This window comes from Saccharothrix texasensis, assembly GCF_003752005.1.
Lineage (GTDB): Bacteria > Actinomycetota > Actinomycetes > Mycobacteriales > Pseudonocardiaceae > Actinosynnema > Actinosynnema texasense.
This window is the reverse complement of sequence record NZ_RJKM01000001.1, coordinates 7821962-7848420: the sequence shown is the minus strand read 5'-3', so window position 1 is coordinate 7848420 and position 26459 is coordinate 7821962. Positions and strand designations below refer to the sequence as shown.

The following is a 26459-nucleotide window of genomic DNA, read 5'->3' as shown; positions in this document are numbered from 1 at the left end:
GTCGAGCATGGACGCAACCACCCACGTCCGGGTCCCGCTGGTCGACGAGGGTCAGGCCGAAGGCCGCCTCGCCGAGCTGTACGCCGACATCAAGAGCAACACCAACCTGCCGTTCGTGCCGGACATGTTCCGCCTGCTGTCCACCCGGCCGGACCTCCTCGAAGGGGTGGTCGCCGGCTACAAGGGCATGTTCATCACCGGCATCATGCCCCGGCAGACGCGCGAGCTGATCGCGGCGTGGACGTCGAAGGTCAACCAGTGCCCCTACTGCGTCGGCACGCACAACTTCTTCTTCCAGGCCTTCGGCGGCCCCCAGGAGACCGCGCAGGCCGTGGAGTCCGCCGAGTCCGTCGAGGACCTGCCGGTGGACGAGAAGCACAAGGTCCTGCTGCGCCTGCTCACCAAGCTCAGCAAGGAGGCGTACAAGATCACCGACGTCGACTGGAAGCTGGCCACCGACGCCGGCTGGACGTCGGAGGAGCTGCTGGAGGGCTTCTTCATCGCCGGCATGTTCAACTTCATCACTCGCATGGTGGACGGGCTGGGCCTGGGCTTCTCGGTGGCGGCGAGCCGGGTGTCGCAGCAGGAGGTCCCGACCGGAGGCGACGCGTGACGGCGTCCCGCGCGGTCCTCATCACCGGCGTCAACTCCTCGGGCGGGCTCTCCTCCGGCACCGGCCGCGCCACCGCGCTGCGCCTGCACCGCGCCGGCTGGCCGGTGTACGCCACCGGGCGCGACCTCGACGGGCTGAAGGACCTCGCCGAGGAGGGCATCACCACGCTCCAGGTGGACGTCACCGACGAGGAGTCGATGGTGGCCGCGGTGGAGCGGATCACCGAGGACCACGGCGCGGTCGGGGTCCTGGTGAACAACGCCGCCTACAGCCTCAACGGCACGATCGGCGAGACGCCGATCGACCAGGTGCGCCGGCAGTTCGAGACGAACTTCTTCGGGCTGTCCCGGATGACGCAGCTGGTGCTGCCCGGCATGCGCGAGCAGCGCTCCGGCCGGATCATCATGATGTCGTCGATCTTCGGCCTGTTCGCCACCCCCGGCCGCGGCTACTACCAGGCGACCAAGCACGCCCTGGAGGCCATCAGCGACTCGCTGCGGCTGGAGGTGAAGCCGTGGGACATCAAGGTGTCGATCATCGAGCCGTCGCCGATCCTCGGCTCGTTCGTGCCGACCACGGTCGGCGACCTCGGGCTGGACACCGACAGCGACCTGTACGCCGACTTCTGGGAGCGCTTCGTCGTCTGGCACGGCGCCTACCGCGAGGTCGACAAGCCCAAGGGCCGCGGTCGCACGGCGGTGCGCTCCGGCAAGGTCGCGGAGACCATCGAGAAGGCCATCACGGACCCCAACCCGAGGATCCGCTACCGGCTCGGCCTGCCGACCCACCTGCTCAAGCCGCAGCGCGCGATCTTCGGCGACCGGGCCTGGGAGGTGTTCGTCACCAAGTTCTTCCCGCAGCCGTGACGACTGCACCGCACGACGCAAGCGGCTCCGGACCGAGAAGGTCCGGAGCCGCTTCCGTCGTGGTGGTCTCAGCCCTCACGCAGCCAGGCCGCCATCCGCTCCCCGATCATGATCGAGGTCAGGTTGGTGTTGGCGCGCACCGTGCTCGGCATGATGGACGAGTCGGCGACGTACAGGGACTCGATGCCGTGCACCGCGCCCCGCTCGTCCACGACCGAGTCCGGGTCCGAGGCCGGTCCCATCCGGACCGTGCCGACCGGGTGGTAGGCGCTGTCCAGACTGGTCTTCACGTACTGCCGCACCATGTCGTCGTTGTCGATCATGGCGTCCCGCAGCACCACGAAGCCCTGGCCGAGCTTCATGATGTCCGGGTGGTGCGCCAGCTTCCACGCCGTGCGGACGCCGTCGACGAGGATGTCCATCTCGCGCTCGTCGTCGAGGAAGTTCAGCACGATCGTCGGCTGGGCCGCGGGGTCGGCGGAGGGCAGCGTGATCCGGCCGCGGGAACCGGGGCGCTGCGACACCACCATCACGCCGAGGATCTCGGTCGCGCCCGCCAGCATCTGCAACTCCGGGAAGTGCGCCAGCGAGAAGTGGTTGACCATGTAGTACTGCAGGTCGTTGAACTCGCCGGTCACCGGGGACGTGGTGCGCAGGATCTGCTGGAGGAACGCCTCGGTCGGGTCGATCACCCCCGGCTGCGGCACCAGGAACGCGCCGGTCCGCTGGTGGTCGACCAGGTTGCCGCCGACGCCCGACAGGTCCGCGCGGACGTCGATGCCCAGCCGGCGCAGGTCCTCGGCCGGGCCGATGCCGGAGCGCAGCAGGATCATCGGCGACGCGACCGCGCCGGTGGCCAGGATGACCCGGCGGCCCTCGACGAGCTCGTAGGAGCCGCCCTTCGCCGCCGCCATGACCCCGATCGCCTTCGCGCCGTCGAACACCACCCGGTCGACCGACGTCTCGGCCCTGATCTCCAGGTTCGGCCGCTGCCGGATCAACCGCAGGTACGTCGTGCCGGTGGTGGCCCGGTGCACCGGGTCGTGCCGGGTGGACGGGATCGAGCCGACACCGGTCGCGTCGGGGTGGTTGTGGTCCTTGACCTCCGGGAAACCCGCCGCCAGGCAGGCCTCGACGAACGCCGTCTGCCCCGGCGACAGCTCCTCCGGCCGCCACCGGCGGATCGGCATCGGCCCGCCGCCGCCGTGGAACTCGCTGTCGCCGAAGTCGTAGTCGTTCTCCAGCTTGCGGAAGTACGGCAGCACCTCCTCGTAGGACCACCCGGGGTTCCCGGCGGCGGCCCAGTCGTCGTAGTCCTCCGCGACACCGCGCAGACCCACCGTCGCGCCGACCGCCGACGAACCGCCGGCGAGCTTGCCGCGGGGGAAGCGGATCCGGCGACCGTCGTGGACGTCCGCCCGGAAGGTCCAGTCATTGCCGTCGAACGACATGGCGCGGCCGTAGAAGATCTCCTCCGGCAGATCCTCCGGCTCGACGTAGTCCGGGCCGCCCTCCAGGAGCAGCACGCGTCGCGCGGGATCCTCGGTCAGCCGGGCCGCGAGCGCCGCACCGGCCGACCCGGCGCCGACGATGATGTCGTCATATTGAGCCGTCATAAGCAGTCCTCGAAAGATTGGGCGCTTCGGGCGCAGGGTTCTGCGACCCACCCGCCGAGCCTCGCACCGGCCGCGATGACCTTGCTACTCGCGCGTTGCCCGGCGTGCGCGCCGCCGTCGACCCCGCCCGACCGAGTGGAGGAACACTCGGTTTCACCGGTCGAAAAGCGCCCGGGAATGCGCCTCGCACCGGAAATGCCGCACCGGCCGCCGCCTTCTCCGATCATGCCGACTTCGCTGGCCACGGTGCCCGCGGAGGGCCTCGGGGGGCACGCTGGGAGTAGGCATCCGGGCGCGGTTGCGCCGACCATTTCAACCAAGTCCGAAACGCCGCGGCCACCCGTGGCGGGACGAAGGGAGCGAACATTGTCCAGCTCTTGGGGCGCGCTCAGGCGTCGCATCCTGACTCCCAACATCTCGGCGACGAAACTGTCGGTGCGCGGCTTCCACTACAAGGACGAGACCGCGCGGGAACTGCTGGAAACGGTCGGCCGGTCCTTCCTGGAGGGCTACGGCTACGCCGCCGAGTCGCGTGAGCCGCTCGAGGCCGAGCAGAAGCTCGAGAAGATGCCGTACAAGTTCCGCGGCTTCGCCTACGAGGGCGCCGGGATGGGCTTCGCGGTGCGCGACGCGCTCCCGTTCGGCCGGGGCGGGCGGACCGGGCGGTTCCTCCAGGGGCGGGCCAGGAACCACGACTACATGGTCCTCGTCGGCGTCGGCTGGGCGATGGCCCGGGTGCCGAGGTCGCGCTGGTCCAAGCTCGGGTTGGACGACCCGCTGCTGCGCTGGCTCGCGCTCGACGGCTACGGCTTCCACCAGGCGTACTTCCACACCGAGAAGTACGTGCGCGAGCAGTACCGCGAGCCGGCCTTCCCGTGGCCGACCGACGGCTCCAGCTGGTACTCGCCGCGCGGCATCGACCAGGGCATCGGCCGGGCGCTGTGGTTCGTCGGCGGCGCCGAGCCGAAGGTCGTGGCCGACCTGATCGAGTCGTTCGCCGAGGAGCGCCACGCCGACCTGTACGCGGGCTCGGGGCTGGCGGCCACCTACGCGGGCGGCCTGCCCGAGAGCGAGCTGCGCTGGTACGCCGACCGGGTCGGCCCCTACCTGCCCAACGTCGCGCAGGGCAGCGCGTTCGCCGCCACCGCGCGGGTGGACCAGGGCCTCGTCGTCGACCACACCGGTGTGGCGACCAAGGTCTTCTGCGACATGACGCCCGACGAGGCGGCGAAGCTGTGCCACGACACCCGGCCGCCGGCGGTCGCCGAACTGCCCGAGCAGCCCGGGATCCCGGCCTTCGAGGTGTGGCGCAGGCGCATCACCGCGACGTTCACGACCGATGCGGATGTGACGACATGACGACGACCGACACGGCGGGCGCGCGACGGGCCGTGCCCGGACCGCCGCGCAGCGAGACGCTGAGCCTGCTGGCCAGGATGGCGCGGGACCGGCTCTCGGTGATGACCGGCGTGTCCCAGCAGTACGGCGACGCGGTCCGGTTGCGGCTCGGCCCGAAGTCGATGTACTTCTTCAACCACCCCGACCACGCCAAGTACGTGCTCGCCGACAACCCCGGCAACTTCGTCAAGGGCATCGGCCTGGTGCACGCCCGCCGCGCGCTCGGCGACGGCCTGCTCACCAGCGAGGGCGAGCTGTGGAAGGCGCAGCGCAAGACGATCCAGCCGGTCTTCCAGGCCAAGCGGATCGCGGGCAAGGCCGACGTGATCGCGCAGGAGGCCGCCGGCCTGGTCGCCAAGCTGCGCGGGCACCGCGGCGGTCAGCCGATCGACATCAGCGAGGAGATGACCGGGCTGACGCTCGGCGTGCTCGGCCGCGCCCTGCTCGACGCCGACCTCGGCGCGTTCGAGTCCATCGGGCACTCGTTCGAGGCGGTCCAGAACCAGGCGATGTTCGAGATGATGTCGTTGAGCACGGTGCCGCACTGGGTGCCGCTGCCCATCCAGCGGCGCTTCCACCGCGCCAGGGCCGACCTGGACCGCATCGTCGCCCAGCTCGTCGAACAGCGCCGGGCGAACCCGACCGCCGACGGCGACGACATCCTGTCCCGGCTGGTCGAGGCGACCAGGAACGAGCCCGACCCGGTGGTCGCGCACCAGCGGGTGCGCGACGAGATGGTGACGCTGCTGCTGGCCGGGCACGAGACCACCGCGAGCACGCTCAGCTGGACGTTCTACCTGGCCGACAAGCACCCCGAGGTGTGGGAGCGGATGCACGCCGAGGCCGTCGAGGTGCTGGGCGACCGGCAGCCGACGTTCCAGGACATCCCCCGCCTGAGGTACACCACCCAGGTGATCCAGGAGGTCATGCGGCTCTACCCGCCGGTGTGGATCCTGCCGCGGGTGACGCGCGAGGACGACGTGATCGGCGGGTACCACGTGCCGGCCGGCGCGGACGTGCTGCTGTGCCCGTACACCCTGCACCGGCACCCCGGTTTCTGGGACGAGCCCGACACGTTCGACCCGGACCGGTTCTCGCCCGGCCGGTCGTCCGGCCGGTCGCGGTACGCCTACATCCCGTTCGGCGCCGGCCCGCGCGTGTGCGTGGGCAGCGGCCTCGGGATGATGGAGGCGACGATCGTGGCCGCCAGCGTGGTGCGCGAGCTGCGACTGTCCACTGTGCCCGGTTACGACGTGCGCGGCGAGCCGATGCTGACGCTGCGCGTGCGCGGCGGGCTGCCGATGACCGTGCGGTCGGCCGCGTGAGGCGGGAGCCGGCGCCCCGGCCGGCCGGCGCCACGAGCCGCGGCGCCGCGTCCACCTGACACGGAGGCCCGGCCGGGAGGCGGGAATCACCGGTGGGTGCCTGGAGTGCGCGCGCAGCGCCGGACGGCCGAACCGGGTCGTGGCACCTTACCAGCGGCGGAAGTTTCAATTACGCTGTGATTCTTCTTTCTCCCGATCCCTGAAGCGCCGGCGGAGGAACCGATTCCCATGCGACCAACACTGGTACAGGCCGGCTTGCGCGGGCTCTCCACCGCGCAGGTGCGGCAGGTGCGCGCAGTGCGTTACGGCGCGGCCGAGCAGGACGTGGCCCGGGTCTACCGGGAGCTCGAACGCGACTTCGGCGTGCTCGCGCCGCCGATCGCGCTGCACGCGTCGTCACCCGACGTGCTGGCGGCGGCCTGGTTGATGCTGCGCGAGACGCTGCTCGTGCCCGGCACGGCGTCGAGGGCGCACAAGGAGGCCGTCTCCACCGCCGTCTCCGAGACCAACAACTGCCCGTTCTGCGTCTCGATGCACTCGTCGATGCTGATCGACCTGGTCGGCTACCGCGACGGCGCCATCCCGGACCCCGGGACCCGTGCGGTCGCCGAGTGGGCGACCGCGAACGCGACCCCGGACGGGGCGGCCGGGCACCCGGTGCCGTTCCCGGCCTCGCAGGGCCCCGAGATGATCGGCACGGCGGTGATACTGCAGTACCTCAACCGGATGGTGAACATCTTCCTCGGCGAGCTGCCGCTGCCGCCGGGCGCGCCGGCCGCGTCGATGACCGTCGTGCGCCGGGTGCTGGTGTGGCTGATCAAGTCGGCCGAGCGGCGCGGACCGCGGCCGGGCGCCTCGTCGGACCTGTTGCCGGACGCGCCGCTGCCGGAGGACATGAAGTGGGCCGAGGGGCACGCCGCGATCGCCGGCGCGTACGCGCGTGCCGCGGCCGCCGTCGACGAGGCCGGTCGCCGGTCGGTGCCGGCCGAGGTGCGCTCGCTCGTGCTGGAGCACCTGGCGCGCTGGGACGGCAAGCCGATGGGCGTGAGCCGCGCGTGGGTGGAGGACGCGATCGCCGGGCTGCCGGAGGACCAGCGGGACGCCGGGCGACTGGCCCTGCTGACCGCGTTGGCGTCCTACCAGATCGACCAGTCGGTGCTCGACCGCTTCCGCGCGGGGCGTCCGGACGACGGGTCGCTGATCGACCTGACGTCGTGGTCGAGCCTGGCCGCGGCGCGGCGCGTGGGCAGCTGGATGACGTTCCGCGCGCAGGACGAAGCCCTGCCGCCGGCGGCGAACTCGACGCACGAGTGACGGGAGTCCGCCGGCGGCTCCGGCCCGACACCGGGAGCCGCCGGCGGCGCCACGTCCGGCGGCCTCGCGCCGGGAAAGCGTTGCGGCAACGGGGATCGCGGGCGGCGGTCAGCTCCGGTGTCGCTCGTCGGGCGGGGTGGCCAGGGCCGAGCCGAACCGGTCGACCACGACCAGCAGGAGCACGGCGGCCAGCAGACCCGCGCCCGCGCCGATCCACGCTCCCGCCAGCCGACCCACCCGCCAGCCGATCGCGCCGCCCGCCCCCACGAGCACGAGCAGCGCGGCCACCGCGGCCGGCCCGACCACCCACTTCCACGAGCCGGCGCGACGCACCAGGCACCTCCGGTCAGCGGGCCCGCGCGTCGAGGGGCGTCGCGCGGCCCAGCGGCGTCCGGGCGGCCGGCACGGCCAGGTCGACGTCCGGCGCTTCGCGGGTGTCCAGTTCGGGCAGCGCGAGCAGGATCGGCAGGTCCAGCGTGGACGCCGACCTGGTCTCGATGTCCGCCTCCGCGGTCCGGCCCGCCCGCACGGAGCCCGCCTCGGCGGCGCCGACGAACAACGGCCGCCGCTTGGACGGGTTGGGGTCGAGGTCGTCGACCGCGACCACCGCGACCCGGAGGTAGAACCGGCCCTCCGGCAGCGCTTCGAGCCGGTAGGGCCCCGAGCCGTCGCGGACGTCGCACGCGACCGGGACGCCCTGGGCGATCGGGTCCTTGAACGCGCCGACGTACACGCGCACGGGCGTCGAGGTCTCCGGCACGCCGACCCACCCGGCCACCGCGCCCGCCTGGGTGCCGCGCGCCGGTCCGGAGAACGACGACGGCGACAGGATGCCGCCGTAGGACAGCGCGCGGTAGCGGGCGGGCGGGACGCCGACGCTGCGGGTGAAGCGGCTGGTGAACGTGCCGAGGCTGTTGTAGCCCACCATGTACGAGATCTCGGTGACGCTCAACGACGTCTCCAGCAGCAGCTGCTTGGCCTTGGTGAGCCGGATCGCGGTGAGGAACCGGCCCGGCGAGGTGCCGGTCAGCGTCCGGAACACCCGGGAGAAGTAGAACTTGCTCAATATCGCGGTGTCCGCCATGTCCGCCAGGGAAAGCGGCTCGTGGTACCGGCTCCACATCGTGTCGATCGCGCGCTCTACCGCAGTCTGCACAACGGTTCCTCCATTCCACTCGCTGAAGCGGTCACGGTGAGCACCCGCACGGGCCCGGGGGCCCGTCCGAGGATGCTCCGCCGGTGTGGCGGGGTCTACTCCGCGCTTGCGGTGCGGCGTCGGCGGCAACGGTGGCTACCGCCGACCCGTGCCGACCGCGACCGCGACCGGATCCGGCGTCCGCTCGCGCATCCGGACGCTGATCCGCAGGTGCTCCCCCGGGCCGGTGGCGATCACGTGGCCGATCCCGCCGGCGAACTCCAGGCCCGAGCCGGACAGGCGCGGGTTGCCGGCGCGCAGCGCGACCGCGACGCACCGGGTGGCCGAGGCGCCGACGACGAGCTCGTGGTGCAGCGGGCCTTCGACGAGCGTGCTCGACGCGAACACGCTGCACGGGATCAGGTCGTCGATGAGACCCACCGTCACCTTCGACTCGTCGTCCCCCGCGGGGACCTCCAGCGTGCCGACGACCGAGCCGCTGCCGCCGAAGCGGGGCATCGGCATCGCGTCGAGCACCGACGAGCCGGTCTCCAGCGGGTTGTCGAAGTCGGGCAGCGCGACGGCCGCGAGCAGGCCGCTCACCGCCGGGTTGCGGTACTGGGTCGGCGAGAGGCCCACCGCCCGGGTGAACCTGGTGGTGAACGTGCCCACGCTGCTGTAGCCGATCGTGGCGACGATGTCCGCGACGTTCATCCACGTGGTCAGCAGCAGGCGTTTCGCCTCGAACAGCCGGACCGCGGTCAGGTATCGGCCCGGCGGCACGCCCACCGCGGCGTGGAACAGGCGGGAGAAATGAAATGGACTGACCAGTGCCGCGCCGGCCACATCGCGCAGGGTCAGTGGTTCGTAGTAGTGCGTGCGCATCAACGTGATGGCGCGCTGAACGGCATCATGCACGGTCGTTTCCCTTTCGGCCTGAATAGCGGTCGAATGATTCGCGGCACGGTGCCACGCGGCCGGACGTGCGACGCCCCGACGTCGTGCGGTCCGAGGTAGAGCCGCTGCGGCGCGGCGCGAATCTATCCACTCGCTTTATCGTGAATACGGCGGTTCCTACACGATGTGCCGATCTTCACCACCCCAGATGGCCTTTGCGCGAAGCCCCCAATAACTTCGCAACGGGAAGGACGCTAGCAGGCAGGGGTGGCGCTGGAAATTGCCCGAGAACCAGACCGCAATATGTGAGAGGACCCTGACCCGTTCCGCCCAACCGATACGGCCGTGCAGGTGTACCCCGGTGCACCCGACCGCCGAGGCGGGTCGCCGGTCGTCACGAAGGGTGACAATTTCCTCACCGGCTGTCCGAGGGACCTGATCCGACCACTCGGCGGGCCCTCCGGGGACTGCCCCGACCTCGGATCCGAGGGCCGAACCGAGCGGAGCTCGCAGGTCGGAAGGGCTGTCTGCGCCGATCCCGCACCGGGCACCCACGGTCACCGCCCCCGGCGTCGCCCCCTCGGCGCGTCGACCGAACGGCCGGTGCGGACTCCCCCGTCATCGCTAAGTGTAACGGTGTCATGCCATCACCGACCAGCACCGATCCGAACCCGTCCGTCACCGGACGCCCAGTCGAGACGGTAAATGCCAATCGGGCCCGCACAAGGACCGGTGATCGATTTCCCGGAATTCCACGCGACCGGGTTCCCGGCCATTCCACACCGATCTCCGCGATCTCCCACGCGGGCGTCGGACCCCGGCCGCGACTGTCCGCATCGGGATCCCGCAGGTCGATTCGACCCGTCGCACACCCTCCGCGGCCTCGATACGCGACCGTCTCGCGGGGGTCTCCGAGTCGCCGACCGGCGCGATGGCCGTTCGGCTCACCGATCAATTCGGCCATTCGTCGTACCACGCGACCGCGGGCACGCCCCTTGCTTGATCGATCCGTCTGCCCTACCGTTGCCCGCAGACGATAGGGATGGTTCCCTTACATCGGTTGGCGCCCGCGTGGAAGACGACCCGGAAAGGTGGGTGACGAGCGCACGCGCGAGCGTCCACCGATCCGGAACGACCCCGTACCGCGTGGCCCGCTTCCCGACGTCCGCGTCGCCCCGATCGGCGCGGTCGACGGCCCGGCGGACGCCGCGCCCCTGTCGTCGACCGCCCGCGCGGCCCTCGTGGTGGCCGCGCCGGCGGCCGGCCCGCCCCAGCCCACCCCGGAACCGGCACCCCAGGCCGACTCCGAGGTGGCGCCCGCGGTGGTGGAGGAGAAGTCGGCGAACCGAGTCGTCTGCTCCACCACGGGCGAGGCAGCGGCAATCCCCCGACCGCCGCCTCGCCCCACCGCACCCGCCGCGCACGCTCCGGTGTGGACGATCGCCGGCGCGGTCTCCGCGCCGCGCCAGGTGTTTCCCGGAATCGACAGGACGTCGGTTCGGCAAGCCGAACGACCCGGTGGGCGGGAGGTCCGACCCCCGGCCGCCGCGAACGCGGTGCGTCACCACCACGGCGCCGGCCCGGATCGGCGGCCTGCTCACCGCGCCGGCGGTCCCGACCCGGCCCGCGGACCGACCCAGCCGCCCAGCGGAGCGGCGCGGACCCGTCGTCCGATCCCCGGCCTCACGCCCACGACGACCCGGCCGTGCCAGGCGATCTGAAGGGCGGCTCCGACACGCCCCGGGAGGTACGCTCACCCGGTCCGCACCCCCGAACGGGGAGCGCGTGTCACACGATCGGCGCACCATAGCATAACATCGTTACGCAAAGAATAACGGTGTTGTGCAACACTGTCAAGGTGAGTCCTCGCAAGCTGGATCCGGAAACGCGCGCCACCCTCGTGGACATCGCGGCGCGACTCCTGGCCGAGCACGGCGCCGAGGCGCTGTCGACCAGGAAGATCGCCGCCGAGGCCGGCACGTCGACCATGGCCGTCTACACGCACTTCGGCAGCATGAGCGGCCTGGTGCGGGAGATGGTGCACGAAGGCTTCGCCCGGCTGGAGCGCCAGTTCTCCATGGTGGTGCGGACCGACGACCCGGTGGCGGACATGGCCGTGCTCGGCTACGCCTACCGCCAGAACGCCAAGGCGAACTCCCACCTGTACGCGGTGATGTTCGGCGGGCAGTCGCTGGCCGGGTTCTCCCTCACCGACGACGACCGCCAGTACGGCCGGTACACGCTGCTGACCGTCGTGGAGTGCGCCACCCGCTGCATCGAAGCCGGCCGGTTCCGCGACGGGGACCCGCTGCTGGTCGCGCACGAGATGTGGATCGCGACCCACGGCCTGGTCAACCTCGAGCTCGGCGGCTACCTGATCGACCCGGTCGACGCCGACCGCTGCTACGACACGATCCTGCACAGCCTGCTCCTCGGCGTCGGCGACGACGCCGAGGCGGTGGCGGCCTCGATGGCCGCGTCGAAGAAGCGCCGGGCCCACGAGGTCGAAGCCGACCTGGCCCCCGCGGAACCGGCCACCACCCACCGCTGACCCCACTTGGGACCCACCCGGGCTCGCCCCTCCCCCACCGCGACTCCCCGTGCCCGATCCGGCTGCCCGACACCGGCCGGCGCGGACCGGCCCGCGCCGGTCCCCTGACCACGCACCCCACCGCGACCCACCCACCGGGCTCCGGTCCGGGTGCCGCGGCGGATCGAGCGTCGTGGACCGGCCGCCGCGTTCCGGCACGACGCGAGCGCGGGGGCCGGGCCGTGTCGCAGCCCTGCCCCCGCGCTCGCGAGATGTCCACCCATTCCGGGCACCGGCACCGGCACCGGCCCCGGTCCGCGGCCCGCTACGCCTTGTACCGGGTGCCGTTCCACCAGTTGTCGTTGGGCCCGTGCGAGTCCTCGACGTCGTAGGTGTCCTTGAAGCGCCACCAGTCCCAAGGGTGCTCGAGCTGGTCTTCCTGCCGCCCCAGGTGGGTGATGTCCAGGTAGTTGTAGAAGCTCTTGAAGATGTCCCCACCGCGGTCGAAGATCGAGTAGGTGAAGAAGACGTCCTCGCCGTCCCGGTAGAACGAGCTGACGCCCGGCGACTCGCCCTTGTCGGTGGAGACCTCGTAGTCGTAGTTGAAGTCGCTGCCGAACGACGAGTACCACGGGATGTTCCAGCCCATGCGCTCCTTGAACGGCGTGAAGTCCGCCACCGGCGCCCGGGAGATCATGACGAACGTGGTGTCGCGGGCCCACATGTGCGAGAGCTCGCCGACGCTGTCCGCCTGCATGGAACAGCCGATGCAGCCCTCCGTGGCGCCCGGGCTGAACATGTAGTGCCGGACGATGAGCTGGCGGCGGCCCTCGAACAGGTCCAGCAGCGAGAGCCGGCTGCCGCCCGGACCCTCGAAGGTGTAATTCTTCTCGACCTTCACCATCGGCAACCGGCGGCGCTCCTCCGCGATCATGTCGCGGGCGCGCGTGACTTCCTTCTCCTTTTCCAGAAGCGCTTTGCGCGCCTCCAACCACTCTTGCCGGGAGACAACTCTCAACTGACTCATCGGTTCTCCTCAGGATTGTCGGGGGAACGACTCCACCGATCCCCGGCCCGGCGGATGGCGAGTGGTGCCACCTGCGGCGGCCGGGGACTATCCCTCGTCAGAATATGTGGATTCCGCGCGACCAAACTTCTTCGAGATTGACGTCTTGACAGCACGGATTCGATCTGAACACGCTGCGTGACGCCGGTGTCACGGAGATTGCGAAGATCGGCGGAGGACGGCCCGACGGCGTGCGCACGCCCGGTGACGTGGACGTGGAGCGGCGGCGTGACTGTCCAGCATGAGCGCCCGGCGGGCGGCGCGCATCCGCGTTCGTGCTCACCTGCGGCAAGCCGGAAGAATCCGCCGGCCGCGCCGTCACGGACAATACCCCGCCCACCGAGGCGGGCGAATGTGATCGTCCAAAAGCGACCGGGATCGACCCGGCGGACCGCCGGTAAATGCGCCGGAAGACCTGTCGCGTCACCCGGACAGCGCACACGGCAAGTCGCCGGGTAAGTCAGTAGCTAAATGCAACCTCCAGGGTGCGCCGAGTCGACCCCCGGTACCGCAAAACACCACTTCCACCACCGTGACCTGCGGGAACGACCATCAGAGGCGCTCAACACGGACGCCCGGAGCGGGCCGAAGACCGCATCGGCAAATGCTCCTGCACGTGCACCGTCCGGTGAGCAAGCCTGAAGTAGCTACCCTCGCGAACCCTCTGCAACTCTTTTCCTCGTTCGCTTGTCCGGTGACGGATCACCCGAGCTGGGGGGACGAGGTTGAGTGCACTGCGCGCCTCGCGGCGCAATTATCCCGAGATCGGCCGGCGCCAGTTCGACATCGATGGCGCCCATGCGATCGTGCGTGAACCCGCCGGAATGGGATTCGTCGCCGGACGCGGCGGACAGGCGCACCGGTTCGCGAACAAGAACCGGCTCCGGAACGAAAGCCACCCGCGGCCCGGCATCGGGCGACCGATGGTCGGGGCGCGGTGGCCCGCGAATGGGTCGCGGGAGAAGTTTCCACCCCCCGTGGCACGCCGGCACACCGGCAGTGGCACGTGGTTCGTCGGCGAGTCCGACGCCGAGCGCGTCGCCGACCTGATCGACCAGTGCCCGGAGCGCCGGGACGAGGCGCCGCGGACCGCGACGCCGACCGGCGCACCGGGCGCGGCAGCCCCGTTCAGCGGGGATGTGCGCGCCGCGCCGCCGGTCGCCGACGGCGCGGTGCTCGTGTTCGAGACGTGGCGGCGACGCATCGCCGAGCAAGTCATCCACCAGGAAGGAGTCAGCTTGTGACCTCCACAGCCAGTTGGCTGCGCAGGCAACTACCCGGCGTCTTGGCACTCGTGCTCGTCGCGGCCACGTTCTTGGTGGCCCGGCTGCCGGAGGTGTCGGCCGAGGAGCGGCAGGAAGTCGCGGCCCAGTTCGGGTTCCAGCCCGAGTCGATCGCCCTGCCCGGCGGCTACACGCAGCAGACCATCCGCCAGGTGAACCAGCGCTACCAGCACATCAACGCCTGGATCTCCTCGGTCGGCTCGGCGGTCGCGATCAACGACCTCGACGGCGACGGCCTCTCCAACGACCTGTGCTTCGTCGACGTGCGCACCGACCAGGTGATCATCACGCCGGCCCCGGAGTCGGGCAAGACCCCGCGCTACGAGCCGTTCGCGCTGTCGCCCGGCTCGCTGCCGATGAACGACGTGATGGCGCCGATGGGCTGCGTGCCCGGCGACTACAACGAGGACGGCCGGATCGACCTGCTGATCTACATGTGGGGCCGCACGCCGATCCTGCACCTGGCCCAGGCCGGCGCGACGGGCATGGACGAGGACACCTACGAGGCGACCGAGCTGGTGCCCGGCAAGTCGTCCGGCACCTACGACGGCCCGGAGTGGAACTCGAACTCCGCGACCGTCGCGGACTTCGACGGTGACGGCCACGCCGACATCTTCATCGGCAACTACTTCCCGCACGGCCCGGTGCTGGACCCGTCCAAGAACACGGGCGTCTGGATGAACGACTCGATGTCCGCCGGCTTCAACGGCGGCGAGGACTACATCTTCCTGTCGAAGGGCGCCTCGGGCGACACCCCGGAGTGGGAGATGTCCGACCCGTTCCCGCTGGAGGTCTCCCGCGGCTGGGCCCTCGCGTCCAGCTCCACCGACGTGAACGGCGACCTGCTGCCCGAGCTGTACGTCGGCAACGACTTCGGCCCGGACCGCCTGCTGTACAACATGTCCACGCCGGGCAACCTGAAGTTCGAGGTGGTCGAGGGCTCGAAGGGCCCGATGGAGCCGAAGTCCAAGAACGTCGGCATCGACTCCTTCAAGGGCATGGGCGTCGACTTCGGCGACCTGAACGGCGACCAGGTGTTCGACATGTACGTCAGCAACATCACCGCGTCGTTCGGCATCGAGGAGTCGCACTTCGCCTTCATGAGCCAGGAGAACAACCTGAGCCGGGTCACCTCCAGCCTGGAGGACGGCGACGCGATCTGGGAGGACGAGAGCGCGCCGCTCCAGCTGGCCTGGTCCGGGTGGGGCTGGGACGTGAAGCTGTCCGACCTCGACAACAACGCCGAGCTGGAAGTCCTCCAGGCCACCGGCTTCGTGAAGGGCGACGTGAACCGCTGGCCCCAGCTGCAGGAGCTGGCCACGGCGAACGACACGCTGCTGGACAACCCGATGTGGTGGCCGATCGTCGGCCCCGGTGACGACGTGGGCGGCAACCACCACTTCCACTTCTTCGCCAAGAACAAGGAAGGCTTCTACAGCGACCTGTCGGGCGACCTCGGCATGGCCGCCCCGATCCCGTCGCGCGGCATCGCGACCGGTGACGTCGACGGCGACGGCAAGCTCGACATGGCCATCTCCCGGCAGTGGTCCGACCCGGTCCTCTTCCACAACGACGGCGGCTCCGGCAACGGCTTCCTCGGGCTGCGCCTGACGCACGACGAGCAGCAGGCCGCGGGGGCGTTCCCCGGCGCGGGCTCGCCGGTCATCGGCGCGGAGGTCACGATCACCTCGTCGTCCGGCAAGAAGCAGATCAACCGCGTCGACGGTGGCAGCGGCCACTCGGGCAAGCGCAGCCACGAGGTCCACTTCGGACTGGGCGCCGACAACGGGCCGGTCCAGGCGCACATCAAGTGGCGCGACCGGGACGGCGAGATCCACGAGCAGGACATGACACTGAACCCGGGTTGGCACGACATCCAGCTCGGCGACCAGGCCAAGGAGAAGTGACGGAAATGGCCGAGACCAAGACCGCGCCGCCCAGCCCACCGCGGCACGACCCCAAGGTCACCTTGGCGCTGCGGAACTTCGCGATGTCCATCAGCGTCTTCAACATCATCGGGTACACGATCCTCGGGTTCGAGCAGGCGTGGCTGTGGCCGTTCATCGCCCTGGCCACCGCCTACACCGTCGAGATCGGCCTGGAGTGGATCGGCGCGCGCCAGGAGAACCGCGCACCCCGCTACGCGGGCCGCGGCATCAGGGGCATGGTGGAGTTCCTCTACCCGGCGCACATCACCGCCCTCGCGGTGAACATGCTGACCTACGTCAACGACCAGATCTGGGTGATGATCTTCGGTGTGGTCGTGGCGGTCGGCGCCAAGTGGGTCCTGCGGGCTCCCGTGAAGGGCCGCCTGCGGCACTACATGAACCCGTCGAACTTCGGCATCGCGGTCGTCCTGCTGGTGTTCCCCTGGGCGTCGGTCGCGCCGCCGTACCACTTCAGCGAGCACGTCGGCACCTTCTGGGACTACGCGATCCCGGGCGTCATCCTCATGGCGGGCACCATGCTCAACGGCATGCTGACCGGCCGGTTGTGGCTGATCGTGGCCTGGTTGGTCGGGTTCGCGCTGCAGGCCATCATCCGCGGCATGATCCTGGACGTCTCCATCCCGGCGGGCCTGGGCATGATGACGGGCATCGCGTTCGTGCTCTACACCAACTACATGGTGACGGACCCGGGCACCTCACCGTCCAAACCGGCCGCGCAGATCGCGTTCGGCGGCGGCGTGGCCGCGGTGTACGGCATCCTGATGGGCATGAGCATCGTGTACGGGCTGTTCTTCGCCACGGCGATCGTCTGCCTGATCCGCGGTGGCTTCCACTGGACGGTGCACTTCATCGAGAAGAACCGCCTCCAGGCGGAGAAGCAGAAGCAGGCGGAGGCGGCGCAGCAGGTGCTGGTCGAACCGTCCGCCGCGGACCCGGCCCTCAACGGCGCGCCGAAGCAGGGCGCGGTCGTCACCACCTGACGGAGGAGCTCGGCACGCACGACCCCGTAGCCGGGGCCGCCCGACAGCCCGCCACCACACCGGTGGCGGGCTGTCGGCTTGTCCGGCCGGGTCCGTCGCGGACAGTGCGCGGAAGGGCTCCGGGTGAGGCACATCCGGGCTTGCGCGGGTCCAGGTGGACACTCTGGGTAGGACTTCGCTCCGACGCGACCGGTGGCCTCGAAGCCCGGGGGCCGCGTGGCGCGCGAAGTGGACGGACCTGCCGGAACGCGGATTTCGCGCTGCGTAGCCGATCGGTCGCGCCGCGTGCCGGTCGCCGGGTGCGGGAGAGCGTCGGAGGCGGTGCCGGGCCGGAAAGTCGGGCAGCACCCCGGAACAGCCGATTCGCACTCCGTAGCCGGGCGGTCGCGTGGTGTGTCGACCGGTGGGCCGTACCGGCCCCTGGAGGCCTCGCAGCGGCGCGACGGCGGCGCGGTGAGGTCGGAGTGGCGGCTCGGGCGTCGAAAGCGCCAGGGGGCGGTCCGACGTCCGACGCGGTCGACCCCCGGCCGGGATCGCGGAAAAACCGACGATGCTTCGGTATTCGGATACGGCGTGCCGAAGAAAGGTCTGCCCTTTCGGGCACCCGACCGGACGGCCTTCCGGGCGAATCGCGTTCCGGCACCGGGCATTCGGGGGCACGGCGTGCCGGCGCGCAGCGGGTCGGGAGCGGCGATTCGGGCGCACCGCGGTTGCGCGCACAGCATTCCGCGCAAATGGTTCAAGCGCACAACGATTCAGGCGCACAGCGCGGAGGACCCGCCGTCCGGCCGGGACGGCGGGTCCTCCGAGTGGTCTGGCCGGCCGTCAGCTCGCCGCGCCGGCGTCCAGGGCGACGGTGCGGATGTACGGCAGTGCCAGCAGCACCGGCGGGTCCAGCGTGCCGATCGGGCGCAGGCTCAGGTCGACGTCCTTGACCTGGGCGCCCGCCCGCACCGGCACCGGGCCGTACGAGGCCACGTTGAGCGACTGGTCCTGTCCGAACGGTCCCTCGCCGGCCATCGATCCGCGCCCCAGTGCGACGGAGTGGGCCAGCATGTGCCAGGTGCCGGGCGGCACGTTGGTCAGCACGTACGGTCCCGGCCGGTGGAGCATGGTGCACCGGACCGGCTTGCCCTGCGGGATCCGGTCCGGGAACAAGCCCAGGAAGATGATTCCCGGCGCACCCCCCAGAGGTGCGTGGATCTCTCCTTGCACGGTGGACGTGCGCGCGTCGGAGCTGCGCCTGGTCAGGGGGATCGGCGGAGTCAGTCCCCCCAGCTGGCGGTACGTCGACGGCGACACGCCGACGCTGCTCCGGAACCGCGAGCTGAACGTGCCCACGCTCGTGTAACCCACCCGATGGCTGATATCGGTTACGGCCAAGGTGGTGCAGACCAGCAGCCGTTTGGCCTCCTGCAGCCTGATCGCGGCCAAAAATCGGCCGGGCGAGACGCCGGTGACCCGCTGGAAAGCCCTCGAGAAGTGGAATTTGCTGTACATGGCGGTGCGGGCCATGTCGTCTATGGTGAACTGCTCACCCAGATTCTGGTGCATGAAGTCGATGACCCGGCCTACGGCCCGTTCTATTACGTCCTCCACTACGACCCCCATTCGCAGATGTAATGAAAGCTGAAACACGCCGCCTCGACCCGCCGGACGACCCATAGCGTGGTGATGAACTGACGCTTCGTCGCGTCCCGACTCCAAGCGAAACCTTCCGGTACCCCCAGTACCCCCGATTTTTGCAAGCTACCAGGGGCCCAACAGCCTGCGCAAGGTGCGCAGACGCCGTTAACCGACCCACCCCATGATCGTCATTCACCCCGTTCCGATGATCTTGTGAACGCTCCCCGGCTCTATTTCCGATGACCATGGAACAGATTCTCGGTCACCAGGGGAGGTTATTGATGCGCCTTTCGGGTGATGTTGCGCCGAGCCCGCCCCGGACCTGCTCCATCGGCTGTGACGGCCGGCACGGGACGACCGCCGGAGCCCCGGTGGTCATATCCGGAGACCTGCCCGGCCCGTTTTCAGCCGGTATACGGCAATCACGAAGATGCGCCGGCAACCGTCCGCGAGGGACACTGGATCCTCTTCACGCGAGACCGGCGAGGGCTATTCCCGACGCCGCCGACCCCAGGGCCGCGGGCACCGCCCCGGCCATTTTCCGAACAATGGCCGACCGCGGCCGGCGCGACCGGCCGGGTCGACGTCCGCCCACTCGGGACGGAGATCGTCCCGGAGCCACGCGCACGCGTGAGGCCGGCCCGCGCTCACCGGGGGCCGCGGGTCCGGCGACGTGCGGGCCGCGGCGGCGCGGCACGCGGCACGTCGGGTGGGGAGCATTCGCAAGCGCGCCAAGGATCACCGGGCCGGCGCAGGCACCACACTGGACAGAGCGGCACGGGCGCGCGCCGAGGACCGCCGCGTCGCCGAACGGCGCGCGAGCGCGCACCGGACGCACCGTCCGGTGTGGACGCAGCACCCCGCGCGCCCGGCGGCGCGAAGGCCGCGGGGCGGCGTGAAGCCGCGCGGATGGGCCGGTACCAGCCCATCCGCGCGGGAGGCGGTCGCTCAGTCCGAGGAGGACGCGCGGGCCGCCCGCGCGTTCCGCTCGAGCGGGCTGGGGGTCCCGCCGACGAGTCGGAACACGGCATCGGCACGGAGCTCGGGCGCCGGGGGATCGCCCGGCGGCGCGACCTGACAGGTCACGGCCACCGGCACCCCCCGGACCTCGGTCCGCGGTCGACGTCTTGATCCCACAAGCTAACGGAGGTCGGTCCTATAAAGCAACCAACTAGTGCGGTTCCCGTACCGACCCCGACTAGACTGGGAGACCGTGGCGACCAGACGACGGTACGACGACGCGTGCACGGTGGCCCGCGCTCTCGACCTCGTCGGGGAGCGGTGGGCCCTGCTGGTCGTCCGCGAGCTGCTGTTCGGGCCGAAGCGGTTCACCGACCTGCGGACCGGGCTGCCGGGCGCGAGCCCCAACGTGCTGTCGCAGCGGCTGCGCGAGCTGGACGAGGCGGGCGTGCTGCGCCGCCGCAGGCTCCCGCCGCCCGCCGCCGCGTGGGTGTACGAGCTGACCCCGTACGGCCACCAGCTCGAACCGGTCGTGTTCGCCCTGGGCAAGTGGGGTGCGCAGGTGTCGGGCCCCCTCGACGGCAGGCCGCTCAGCGTGGACTCGATGATGCTCGCGATGCGGACGCTGTACGACCCGGCGCGGACCCGCGGGGTGGTCACCGACGTGGTGGTCGAGCTGGGCGAGGACGGGTTCCGCGCCACCGCCACGCCCGACGGCCTGCGGCTGGTGCGGGAACCCGTCGACCGGCCGGACGTGGTGATCCGCACGGACACCACGACGCTCAGCGGCGTCGTCTCGGGCGGGCGCACGCTGACCGAGGCCCTCGACTCCGGGGACCTGGTCCTGGTCGGCGACGACGCCGTGGCGACGCGGTTCTTCACGTTGTTCTCCCGCGAACGGCTGGCGTAGCGCCCGCCTGCACATCCCGGGCGCCACACCGCTACGGGATGCCGCTCCGGTCCGGATCGTTATCATTCCACGCGACTACGCCGAATGGCAGTAATAGGCCGGAACACCGCACGGCCGTAGCACACGACCGCCGTTCGCACTTCTTCCAGATTGCTCTCCTCCGGCCCGTTCACACCCGGTCGGGCATTCCGGGACCGCAACCCGGAAGAGGACAATCGCATCGGAGCGCTATACAGTCGACCTGCGGGTTCCCATGCGGTGACCAGGGGTGACCACCGTACCGACGCGTGGCCCGATTACCTTCTCCGCGATTGCGCAGTCCGCACGCAGGCGTTCTTGGCGCGTCTGAAACCCGATATCGTCGCTGGTCACGGGAATCGATCGGATCGAGACCGGCGCAGCAGGAGGAAACCCATGGTCGACACTCACGCCCATATCCACTCGACGGGCGGTCCGCTCAACACAGTCAGGCACAAGCCCGCGCTCTACGTGTTCACGTTGATCGTGCTCGCGCACTGGGCGGAGCACATCACGCAGGCCGTGCAGATCTACGCGCTGGGCTGGCCCGTGCCGCAGGCCAAGGGCGTGCTCGGCCTGTGGTTCCCGTGGCTGGTCACGTCCGAGGTCATGCACTACGGCTACGCGCTGGTCATGCTCGTGTTCCTCTTCGCGCTGCGGAAGGGGTTCGTCGGCCGCTCGAAGACCTGGTGGACGGTCGCGCTCGGCCTCCAGTTCTGGCACCACATCGAGCACCTGCTGCTGATCATCCAGGCGTCCGCCGGGACGAACCTGCTCGGCAAGCCGGCGCCGACGAGCATCATCCAGCTGATCATCCCGCGGGTGGAGCTGCACCTGTTCTACAACACGGTGGTGTTCATCCCGATGGTCATCGCGATGGTGCTGCACATGCGGCCCTCCGCCGAGGAGCGCTCGCAGATGCACTGCTCGTGCGCGGTCGGCGCGCCGGCCTGATCGCATGCACAACCACGGCGCCGTCGGCCTGCCGCTCGGCTTCACCCTTCTCCGGCTGATCCTGCTCGGCGCGGTGACCGTGGTCGCTGGCTGGGCCCTGGTCCGGCCGTTCGCGCCCACCACGTCGGGGTTGTCGACCCGGCGGGTGGTCACCGGGTCCGCCGGCATCGGCGGCGTCGTGGTGCTGCTCATCGCGGAAGCGTCGTGGCTGCCGCCGTTGGCGGCGGTGGCGTTGATCGGCCTGCTCGCCGTGCCGCCCGCGGTGCGGGCCGAGCGGCCGGTGCTCGGCCGGCTCGTGGTGGCGGTCGCCGTCCTCGCGACGGTGGCCGCCGGCACCTGGTTCTCCGGGCCGCCCTCGTCGTTCGCCTACATCACGTTGATGGCGGCGTTCGTCGGGGTGTCCTGGCTCGTGCTGTGCCCGCCGACGGCGACGGTGCGCGTGGTCGGCGCGGCGCTCGGCGTGACCCTGCTGGCGGGCCTCGGCCAGGTCACCATCGCCGGGCAGCTCGCCACCCCGGCCACCGGGGACCCGCTGCTGACCCGCGTGGCGCTCGGCGGAGAAACCGTGGACGTGCTCGTGGTGCCGCACATGCCCGGCTGGAACGTCGTGCAGACCACCGACACCCCGCTGTCGGTCGGCAACGCGCCCAACGCCCTGGTGCCCGCGCTGCCGCGCGACGGGACGACGGGCCGGTGGGCGTTGGTGTGGCTGCCCGAGGGTCGCAGCGACCTGTGGCTGGACCGGTCGGGCACGCGCACCACGGTCCCCGTGAACACCGGGACCGTGGCGTGGTCCGGCCCGGACGTCCGCGGCCCGGAGGGTCCGGACTACGCGTCCGCGGTGTTGGCGGCGAAGCTGACCGGCAAGCGCGGCGACCTGCCCTGGCCCGGGCTGACCGACTCGGACGCGGCGGCGTTGCGCGCGGAGGTCGCGTCGATCGGCGGGCCGTTCGCCGTCGTGGCGGACGGGTCGCGGCGCGCGGCCGAGGCGGCGGAGGTCGTGCGCGACGAGGCCGCACGCCTGGGCTTCGCGGTCACCCCCGGTGCGCCGGAGGTCCTGGTGCTCGGCGGAACCCCGCCGCCGGACGCGCGGAGCCGCCTCGCGCCGTGGCTGACGCCCCCGGACCTGACGACTCCCGAGGGGAGCCGGTACGCGCGGACGCTGTCGGCCGCCTTCCCCGGCGCCACCCCGTCCCGCGCGGGCCTCGCGGCCTGGTCCGGCTGACCGCGACCGCCGTCCGGCGGGGCGCTACCGGGGCCGGTCGCCGCCGGACTCGACCGCGAGGAACACCTCGTGGAGGCTCGCGTAGTCGGTCTCCGGTATCGCCCGCAGCGCCTGGACCGCGGTCGCGTCGCCCTTGCGGATCGCCGCGTCGAGCAGGTCGTCCCTGCTCGCCGGGAAGGCCACCTCGGTCAGGCAGTCCGTCAGGTGGTCGCGGGTCAGCGTCCCGGCCATGGCTCCTCCAGCTCTCTCGCCTGCCGGTGCGATACCCCCGACCCCGGCCGCGAAACGCGGTTCGGGCGCACACACCCGGGTATTCCGGCTGGGCGAGCGCCGACGACGTGACCGTCACCGCGCCCGGGACCGACCGGGCCCGGCCGCCGCCGGCACTCCACTTCGGACGGTCCACCCGCGGACCGCCCGGGGCGCCTTGTCCGATCTTGCTCGATCCGCCCGGCGGGCCGTCGCGGCGTTGACCTCCCGTCGAGGCCTCATTAGCGTCGATCCCGTGACTGCCGAACGCATCGCTCCCGTTGTCCCGACAGACGACCTCGCCGGCGCGGTCGAGCGGTGGTCCGCGTTGCTCGGCGTGGCGCCGACGTTCGTGGACGGCGACCGCTGGGCCCAGTTCGACGTGGCGGGCGGGCGGTTGGCCCTGTCCGGCGCGGACCGCGTGCACGACGGTCCGGCCGTGTTGGTGAAGGTGCCCGACGTCGAGGAGGCGCGGACCCGCGCCCAGGCCCTCGGGTTCCGGGTCGGCGACATCACCACCGGCCCGCACGAGCGGCGCTGCGTGGCCGTCGGTCCCGACGGGTACGCGGCGATCCTGCACAGCCCGCTCGGCTGAGCGGGCCCACGCGACACCCACCCCCGTCCGGGTGCGACTCCGGGTCGCCGGCCCGGCCGCCGGGCACCGCCCGTCGGGCAGTCGCCCGCGGCGGGACCCGGCGGGCAGGTCCGGCCCCCGACCCGCACGCACGCCGGCGCGAGCGGGTCGGGGACCGGGGATCAGGAGATGGCGCCGACCGTCAGCAGCACGTTCGCGTAGTGCCGGCCGTCACCGGTCGCCACGCACACCGCCAGTTCCGGCGCGCGGCAGGCCGCGTAGAAGTCCTGCCGCGCCAACGGCCGCAGCGGCAGGTCCGGGCCCAGCACGCGCTCGTAGTCGGCCCACGCCTCCGGGGTGCCGAGGTCGTCCGGCCGCATGGTGTGCACGGCCTCCACCGGGATCGCCGACAGCACCGGCGCCAGCACCTCGTCGACGGAGACGAGGCCGGGGCGCAGGTTGAGGTGGATCACCTCGGCCCGGTGGTGGACGTTGGTCCGGTGCGCGTAGTTGGCGTCCGCGATCAGGACCTTCGACCCGTGGCCCGCGGTGGCCAGGGCGTGCAGCAGCGGCGGGTGGAGCAAGGGGTAGCGCAGCACTTTTCGGTCACTCCAGGATGAACGTGGCGTCGGCGCGTGCGACGGCGTCGGGTGCGGTGGTCAGGTTGACGGTCGTGCCGTTGTGGCGGATGTACTCGCCGGGGAAGTTGGTCGATTCGAACGACACCGCGGAACCGGAGGCCAGGCCCGCGCGGCGGTGGAACGAGGCGTCGGCGCGGAAGACGGCGCTGCCGTCGTTGCGCTCGACCCACATCTCGTGGTTGCGGTGCCGCAGGTAGTAGCCGGGGAAGTTGGTCGACTCCAGCGACACCGTGCCGGAGCCGTTCAGGCCCGTGACGACCCGGAACTGGGAGTCGGCCAGCGGCGCGACGTTCGCCTCGACCCGGCCGCGGTACTCCCAGTGCCGGACGAAGCGGTCCGGGTAGTTGTACGACTTGAGGCGCACGGGCGTGACGCCGTCGGCCACCGGGATGCCGAAGTCCGGCGTGCCGTCGGCGTTCCAGTAGACCTTCTGCACGCGGGTGCGGCGGTTCGGGTCGCGCAGCGGGTCACCGGAGATGTCGCGGTAGTTGCGGTCGTGGTAGACGAGGATGTCGCTCTGCCCGTCCTCGGAGACGGTGAACGAGTTGTGCCCCGGGCCGTACTGGCCGGTCGCGGCGTTGGAGGCGAACACCGGGTTCGCGCCCTTCGTCCACGACGACGGGTTGAGCAGGTCCGCCGAGGCCGACGCGGTCAGCATGCCGAGGCAGTAGTTCGCGTCGGTGGCGCTGGCCGAGTAGGTGAGGAAGACCCGGCCGTTGCGCTGGATCACCGTCGGCCCCTCGGCGACCTTCACCCCGCCGCGCGTCTCCCACGCCAGCGTGGGCACGGTCAGCCTGGTCACCGTTCCCGTGACGCTCCACGGGTTGGCGCCCATCCGGGCGAGGTAGAGGTTCGAGTTCGTGGAGATGCCGGGCTCGGCCTGCGCCCAGGTGAGGTACCGCGTGCCGTTGACCACGAAGGTCGACATGTCCAGGGAGAAGGTGTCCCACGGGACGTTGACCTTGCCCCGCTCGGTCCACGTGCCGGTCAGCGGGTTGGCGCTGCTGTTCTCCAGCACGTAGGGCCGGATCCGCCAGATGTCGTCGGTGCGGCCGGCGGCGAAGTAGACGTACCACTTGCCGTTGATGAAGTGGATCTCCGGCGCCCAGATGTGCGCGCCCATCTCCCCCGACGAGTGCTTGCGCCAGATCACCGACTCCGAGGCGCTCGCCAGGCCCTGGATCGTGGTCGCGCGGCGCAGGATGATCCGGTCGTACTCCGGCGCGGTCGCGGTGAAGTAGTAGTAGCCGTCGGTGTGCTTGAAGATGTGCGGGTCGGCCCGCTGGTTCGCCAACGGGTTGGTGTACTGCACGGCCGGCGCGGCCTGCGCGGCGGGCGTCACCACCAGGCCCGCGAGCGCGGTCACGGCCGCCACCGCGACCACCGCCAGCCTGCGGGCTGTCCACCGGGGAACGGCACTGTTCATCGGTTCCACTCCATCGTGGCGTCGGGATGCGGCGCTGTTAACGCTAACAGCGCAGGTCACGCGCCTCAAGACCCCATTACGAGACGATTGAGGTCCGGGTAGCGGCACACGGCCCGCTGCCTCACATTCGCCCGCCATAGCGGCTGGTTATCGGCGTGATTCGCGGCCACCACTGGTGTTAGCGATAACATTGCGCTACGTTCGCCACCAGCGCGGGCATCGACTTGCCGGGTGGGCGGACGCGACTCTCCCCCCGTCCACCCACCCGGCCACCACGTGAGGTCCACTGTGGACCGCGTTCACCCCTGCCAGGTCATCCGCGATCCGGCTCAGCCGCGCGGCACGCGCGGCCGCCGTCCGCGCTGTCACGAGCCGGAGGAGCAGGGCGTGCCGCCGCGTCCGGTCGAGCCGCTCGAACCGCTCCCGCGCGCGGTCCGCACCCGCCGGCGCCTCGACCGGGTCGGGCGGCACGGTGGCGTCGCGCTGCCGCTGGTGGGCCGCGTCCCACCGGCCGTCGGCCCGCGCGGCCGCGATCGCGGCGAAGCCGCCCGCCCGCACCCGCCCGGCGGCGACGAGCGCCTCGACCTTCTCGACGCCGACGCGCGACCACGAGCTGCCCGGCCGGCGCGGCGAGTACCGCTGGAGGTAGCGGTCGTCGTCGAGGCCCTTGCGGTGGCTGTCGATCCATCCGTGGCACAGGGCGACGTCGAGCGCCTCGGCGACGCTGGGCGACGGGCGCCCCGACCCCTTCTTGGCGATCTTGAGCCAGGCCCCGCCGCTCGTGCCGTGGTGCTCGGCCGGCCACGCCTCCCACCCCGGCGGCGTCGGCGAAGTCGAGGGTCGGCGTGTCGGTGAGCGCGTCCATGACCCATCGTGCGCGGTCAAGTGCTCACCGGGTGAGCAC

At 71.2% G+C, this 26459-nt stretch carries 23 protein-coding genes; 13 read left to right on the top strand and 10 right to left on the bottom strand.

All coding sequences use genetic code 11. The features are described 5' to 3' along the window. Positions 1–7: 7 nt before the first annotated feature. Together EDD40_RS35305 and EDD40_RS35300 are read left to right on the top strand one after the other, a co-directional pair. Positions 8–613, top strand: a complete 606-nt coding sequence (locus tag EDD40_RS35305; protein ID WP_123746752.1) for a carboxymuconolactone decarboxylase family protein — start codon at positions 8–10, stop codon at positions 611–613. Beyond that, positions 610–1479, top strand: coding sequence for an SDR family oxidoreductase (locus EDD40_RS35300; protein WP_123746751.1), 870 nt, complete (start codon positions 610–612; stop codon positions 1477–1479). The genes EDD40_RS35305 and EDD40_RS35300 overlap by 4 nt, the downstream gene beginning before the upstream one ends. 68 nt (positions 1480–1547) lie before the next feature. Here EDD40_RS35300 and EDD40_RS35295 read toward each other — a convergent pair whose 3' ends face one another. Then, positions 1548–3095, bottom strand: a complete 1548-nt coding sequence (locus tag EDD40_RS35295; RefSeq protein ID WP_123746750.1) for a GMC family oxidoreductase — start codon at positions 3093–3095, stop codon at positions 1548–1550. A gap of 366 nt (positions 3096–3461) precedes the next feature. Here EDD40_RS35295 and EDD40_RS35290 point away from each other — a divergent pair, with 366 nt between their 5' ends. The 3 genes from EDD40_RS35290 (at position 3462) to EDD40_RS35280 (ending at position 7132) form a co-directional block, all read left to right on the top strand. Next, complete coding sequence (locus EDD40_RS35290; protein ID WP_236594339.1) at positions 3462–4454, top strand: DUF1702 family protein; 993 nt, start codon at positions 3462–3464, stop codon at positions 4452–4454. Continuing rightward, positions 4451–5818: a cytochrome P450 gene (locus EDD40_RS35285; protein ID WP_123746748.1), complete on the top strand. Its 1368-nt coding sequence runs from the start codon at positions 4451–4453 to the stop codon at positions 5816–5818. Before EDD40_RS35290 ends, EDD40_RS35285 begins: the two co-directional genes overlap by 4 nt. 288 nt (positions 5819–6106) lie before the next feature. After that, on the top strand, positions 6107–7132 hold the full coding sequence (locus EDD40_RS35280; RefSeq protein ID WP_246038068.1) for a carboxymuconolactone decarboxylase family protein: 1026 nt from the start codon (positions 6107–6109) through the stop codon (positions 7130–7132). Between the two features lie 108 nt (positions 7133–7240). Here EDD40_RS35280 and EDD40_RS35275 read toward each other — a convergent pair whose 3' ends face one another. The 3 genes from EDD40_RS35275 to EDD40_RS35265 all read right to left on the bottom strand — a co-directional run bounded on the left by EDD40_RS35275 (position 7241) and on the right by EDD40_RS35265 (position 9185). Continuing rightward, entirely contained in the window at positions 7241–7465 is a 225-nt protein-coding gene (locus EDD40_RS35275; protein ID WP_123746746.1) for a hypothetical protein, read from the bottom strand. A gap of 13 nt (positions 7466–7478) precedes the next feature. Beyond that, positions 7479–8288, bottom strand: coding sequence for a helix-turn-helix transcriptional regulator (locus EDD40_RS35270; protein ID WP_123746745.1), 810 nt, complete (start codon positions 8286–8288; stop codon positions 7479–7481). A 135-nt stretch (positions 8289–8423) separates the two neighbouring features. Further along, entirely contained in the window at positions 8424–9185 is a 762-nt protein-coding gene (locus EDD40_RS35265) for a helix-turn-helix domain-containing protein (RefSeq protein WP_246038067.1), read from the bottom strand. A gap of 1837 nt (positions 9186–11022) precedes the next feature. On the opposite strand from EDD40_RS35265, the gene EDD40_RS35255 reads away from it, so the two are divergent. Beyond that, positions 11023–11715 (top strand): TetR/AcrR family transcriptional regulator, encoded by a 693-nt coding sequence (locus EDD40_RS35255; protein WP_123746743.1) that lies wholly within the window; start codon positions 11023–11025, stop codon positions 11713–11715. Between the two features lie 304 nt (positions 11716–12019). Here the strand turns inward: EDD40_RS35255 and EDD40_RS35250 are convergent, their stop codons facing one another. Then, entirely contained in the window at positions 12020–12721 is a 702-nt protein-coding gene (locus tag EDD40_RS35250) for a DUF899 domain-containing protein (RefSeq protein WP_123746742.1), read from the bottom strand. Between the two features lie 764 nt (positions 12722–13485). On the opposite strand from EDD40_RS35250, the gene EDD40_RS35245 reads away from it, so the two are divergent. Genes EDD40_RS35245 through EDD40_RS35235 form a run of 3 tightly spaced genes read left to right on the top strand, consistent with a single transcriptional unit; the run spans position 13486 to position 16972 of the window. Then, complete coding sequence (locus tag EDD40_RS35245) at positions 13486–14004, top strand: hypothetical protein (RefSeq protein WP_148088997.1); 519 nt, start codon at positions 13486–13488, stop codon at positions 14002–14004. Next, entirely contained in the window at positions 14001–15950 is a 1950-nt protein-coding gene (locus tag EDD40_RS35240) for a CRTAC1 family protein (RefSeq protein ID WP_123746740.1), read from the top strand. Before EDD40_RS35245 ends, EDD40_RS35240 begins: the two co-directional genes overlap by 4 nt. 5 nt (positions 15951–15955) lie before the next feature. After that, a complete protein-coding gene (locus EDD40_RS35235) occupies positions 15956–16972 on the top strand; it encodes an enediyne biosynthesis protein (protein WP_123746739.1) in 1017 nt (338 codons plus the stop codon). 825 nt (positions 16973–17797) lie between these two features. Here the strand turns inward: EDD40_RS35235 and EDD40_RS35230 are convergent. After that, positions 17798–18526, bottom strand: a complete 729-nt coding sequence (locus EDD40_RS35230) for a helix-turn-helix transcriptional regulator (RefSeq protein WP_201441547.1) — start codon at positions 18524–18526, stop codon at positions 17798–17800. A gap of 1285 nt (positions 18527–19811) precedes the next feature. Here EDD40_RS35230 and EDD40_RS35225 point away from each other — a divergent pair. The 3 genes from EDD40_RS35225 (at position 19812) to EDD40_RS35215 (ending at position 22665) form a co-directional block, all read left to right on the top strand. Further along, entirely contained in the window at positions 19812–20468 is a 657-nt protein-coding gene (locus tag EDD40_RS35225; RefSeq protein WP_123746737.1) for a winged helix-turn-helix transcriptional regulator, read from the top strand. Positions 20469–20882: 414 nt separating this feature from the next. Next, the gene (locus tag EDD40_RS35220; protein WP_123746736.1) at positions 20883–21440 is read left to right on the top strand and encodes a hypothetical protein; all 558 of its coding nucleotides are present in this window, start codon (positions 20883–20885) and stop codon (positions 21438–21440) included. 4 nt (positions 21441–21444) lie between these two features. Continuing rightward, positions 21445–22665 (top strand): DUF6239 family natural product biosynthesis protein, encoded by a 1221-nt coding sequence (locus EDD40_RS35215; RefSeq protein WP_123746735.1) that lies wholly within the window; start codon positions 21445–21447, stop codon positions 22663–22665. A gap of 24 nt (positions 22666–22689) precedes the next feature. Here the strand turns inward: EDD40_RS35215 and EDD40_RS35210 are convergent, their stop codons facing one another. Continuing rightward, positions 22690–22896, bottom strand: coding sequence for a DUF2795 domain-containing protein (locus EDD40_RS35210; RefSeq protein ID WP_123746734.1), 207 nt, complete (start codon positions 22894–22896; stop codon positions 22690–22692). 274 nt (positions 22897–23170) lie between these two features. On the opposite strand from EDD40_RS35210, the gene EDD40_RS35205 reads away from it, so the two are divergent. Then, positions 23171–23509: a VOC family protein gene (locus tag EDD40_RS35205; RefSeq protein ID WP_123746733.1), complete on the top strand. Its 339-nt coding sequence runs from the start codon at positions 23171–23173 to the stop codon at positions 23507–23509. A 161-nt stretch (positions 23510–23670) separates the two neighbouring features. Here EDD40_RS35205 and EDD40_RS35200 read toward each other — a convergent pair whose 3' ends face one another. From EDD40_RS35200 to EDD40_RS35190, 3 genes are all read right to left on the bottom strand, one after another. Beyond that, positions 23671–24087 (bottom strand): RbsD/FucU domain-containing protein, encoded by a 417-nt coding sequence (locus EDD40_RS35200; RefSeq protein WP_123746732.1) that lies wholly within the window; start codon positions 24085–24087, stop codon positions 23671–23673. A gap of 7 nt (positions 24088–24094) precedes the next feature. Then, positions 24095–25555 carry a family 43 glycosylhydrolase gene (locus tag EDD40_RS35195; RefSeq protein WP_123748529.1) on the bottom strand — a complete coding sequence of 487 codons (1461 nt, stop codon included), beginning with the start codon at positions 25553–25555 and terminating at the stop codon, positions 24095–24097. A 195-nt stretch (positions 25556–25750) separates the two neighbouring features. After that, positions 25751–26440: a YdeI/OmpD-associated family protein gene (locus EDD40_RS35190; protein WP_123746731.1), complete on the bottom strand. Its 690-nt coding sequence runs from the start codon at positions 26438–26440 to the stop codon at positions 25751–25753. Between the last annotated feature and the right edge of the window lie 19 nt (positions 26441–26459).

Coding starts and splice junctions, on each gene's coding strand:
- EDD40_RS35285 (WP_123746748.1), top strand. CDS start 4,451: ATGACGACGACCGACACGGCGGGCGCGCGACGGGCCGTGCCCGGACCG.
- EDD40_RS35195 (WP_123748529.1), bottom strand. CDS start 25,555: ATGAACAGTGCCGTTCCCCGGTGGACAGCCCGCAGGCTGGCGGTGGTC.
- EDD40_RS35305 (WP_123746752.1), top strand. CDS start 8: ATGGACGCAACCACCCACGTCCGGGTCCCGCTGGTCGACGAGGGTCAG.
- EDD40_RS35235 (WP_123746739.1), top strand. CDS start 15,956: ATGGCCGAGACCAAGACCGCGCCGCCCAGCCCACCGCGGCACGACCCC.
- EDD40_RS35220 (WP_123746736.1), top strand. CDS start 20,883: ATGGTCGACACTCACGCCCATATCCACTCGACGGGCGGTCCGCTCAAC.
- EDD40_RS35210 (WP_123746734.1), bottom strand. CDS start 22,896: ATGGCCGGGACGCTGACCCGCGACCACCTGACGGACTGCCTGACCGAG.
- EDD40_RS35230 (WP_201441547.1), bottom strand. CDS start 18,526: ATGCACCAGAATCTGGGTGAGCAGTTCACCATAGACGACATGGCCCGC.
- EDD40_RS35215 (WP_123746735.1), top strand. CDS start 21,445: ATGCACAACCACGGCGCCGTCGGCCTGCCGCTCGGCTTCACCCTTCTC.
- EDD40_RS35295 (WP_123746750.1), bottom strand. CDS start 3,095: ATGACGGCTCAATATGACGACATCATCGTCGGCGCCGGGTCGGCCGGT.
- EDD40_RS35250 (WP_123746742.1), bottom strand. CDS start 12,721: ATGAGTCAGTTGAGAGTTGTCTCCCGGCAAGAGTGGTTGGAGGCGCGC.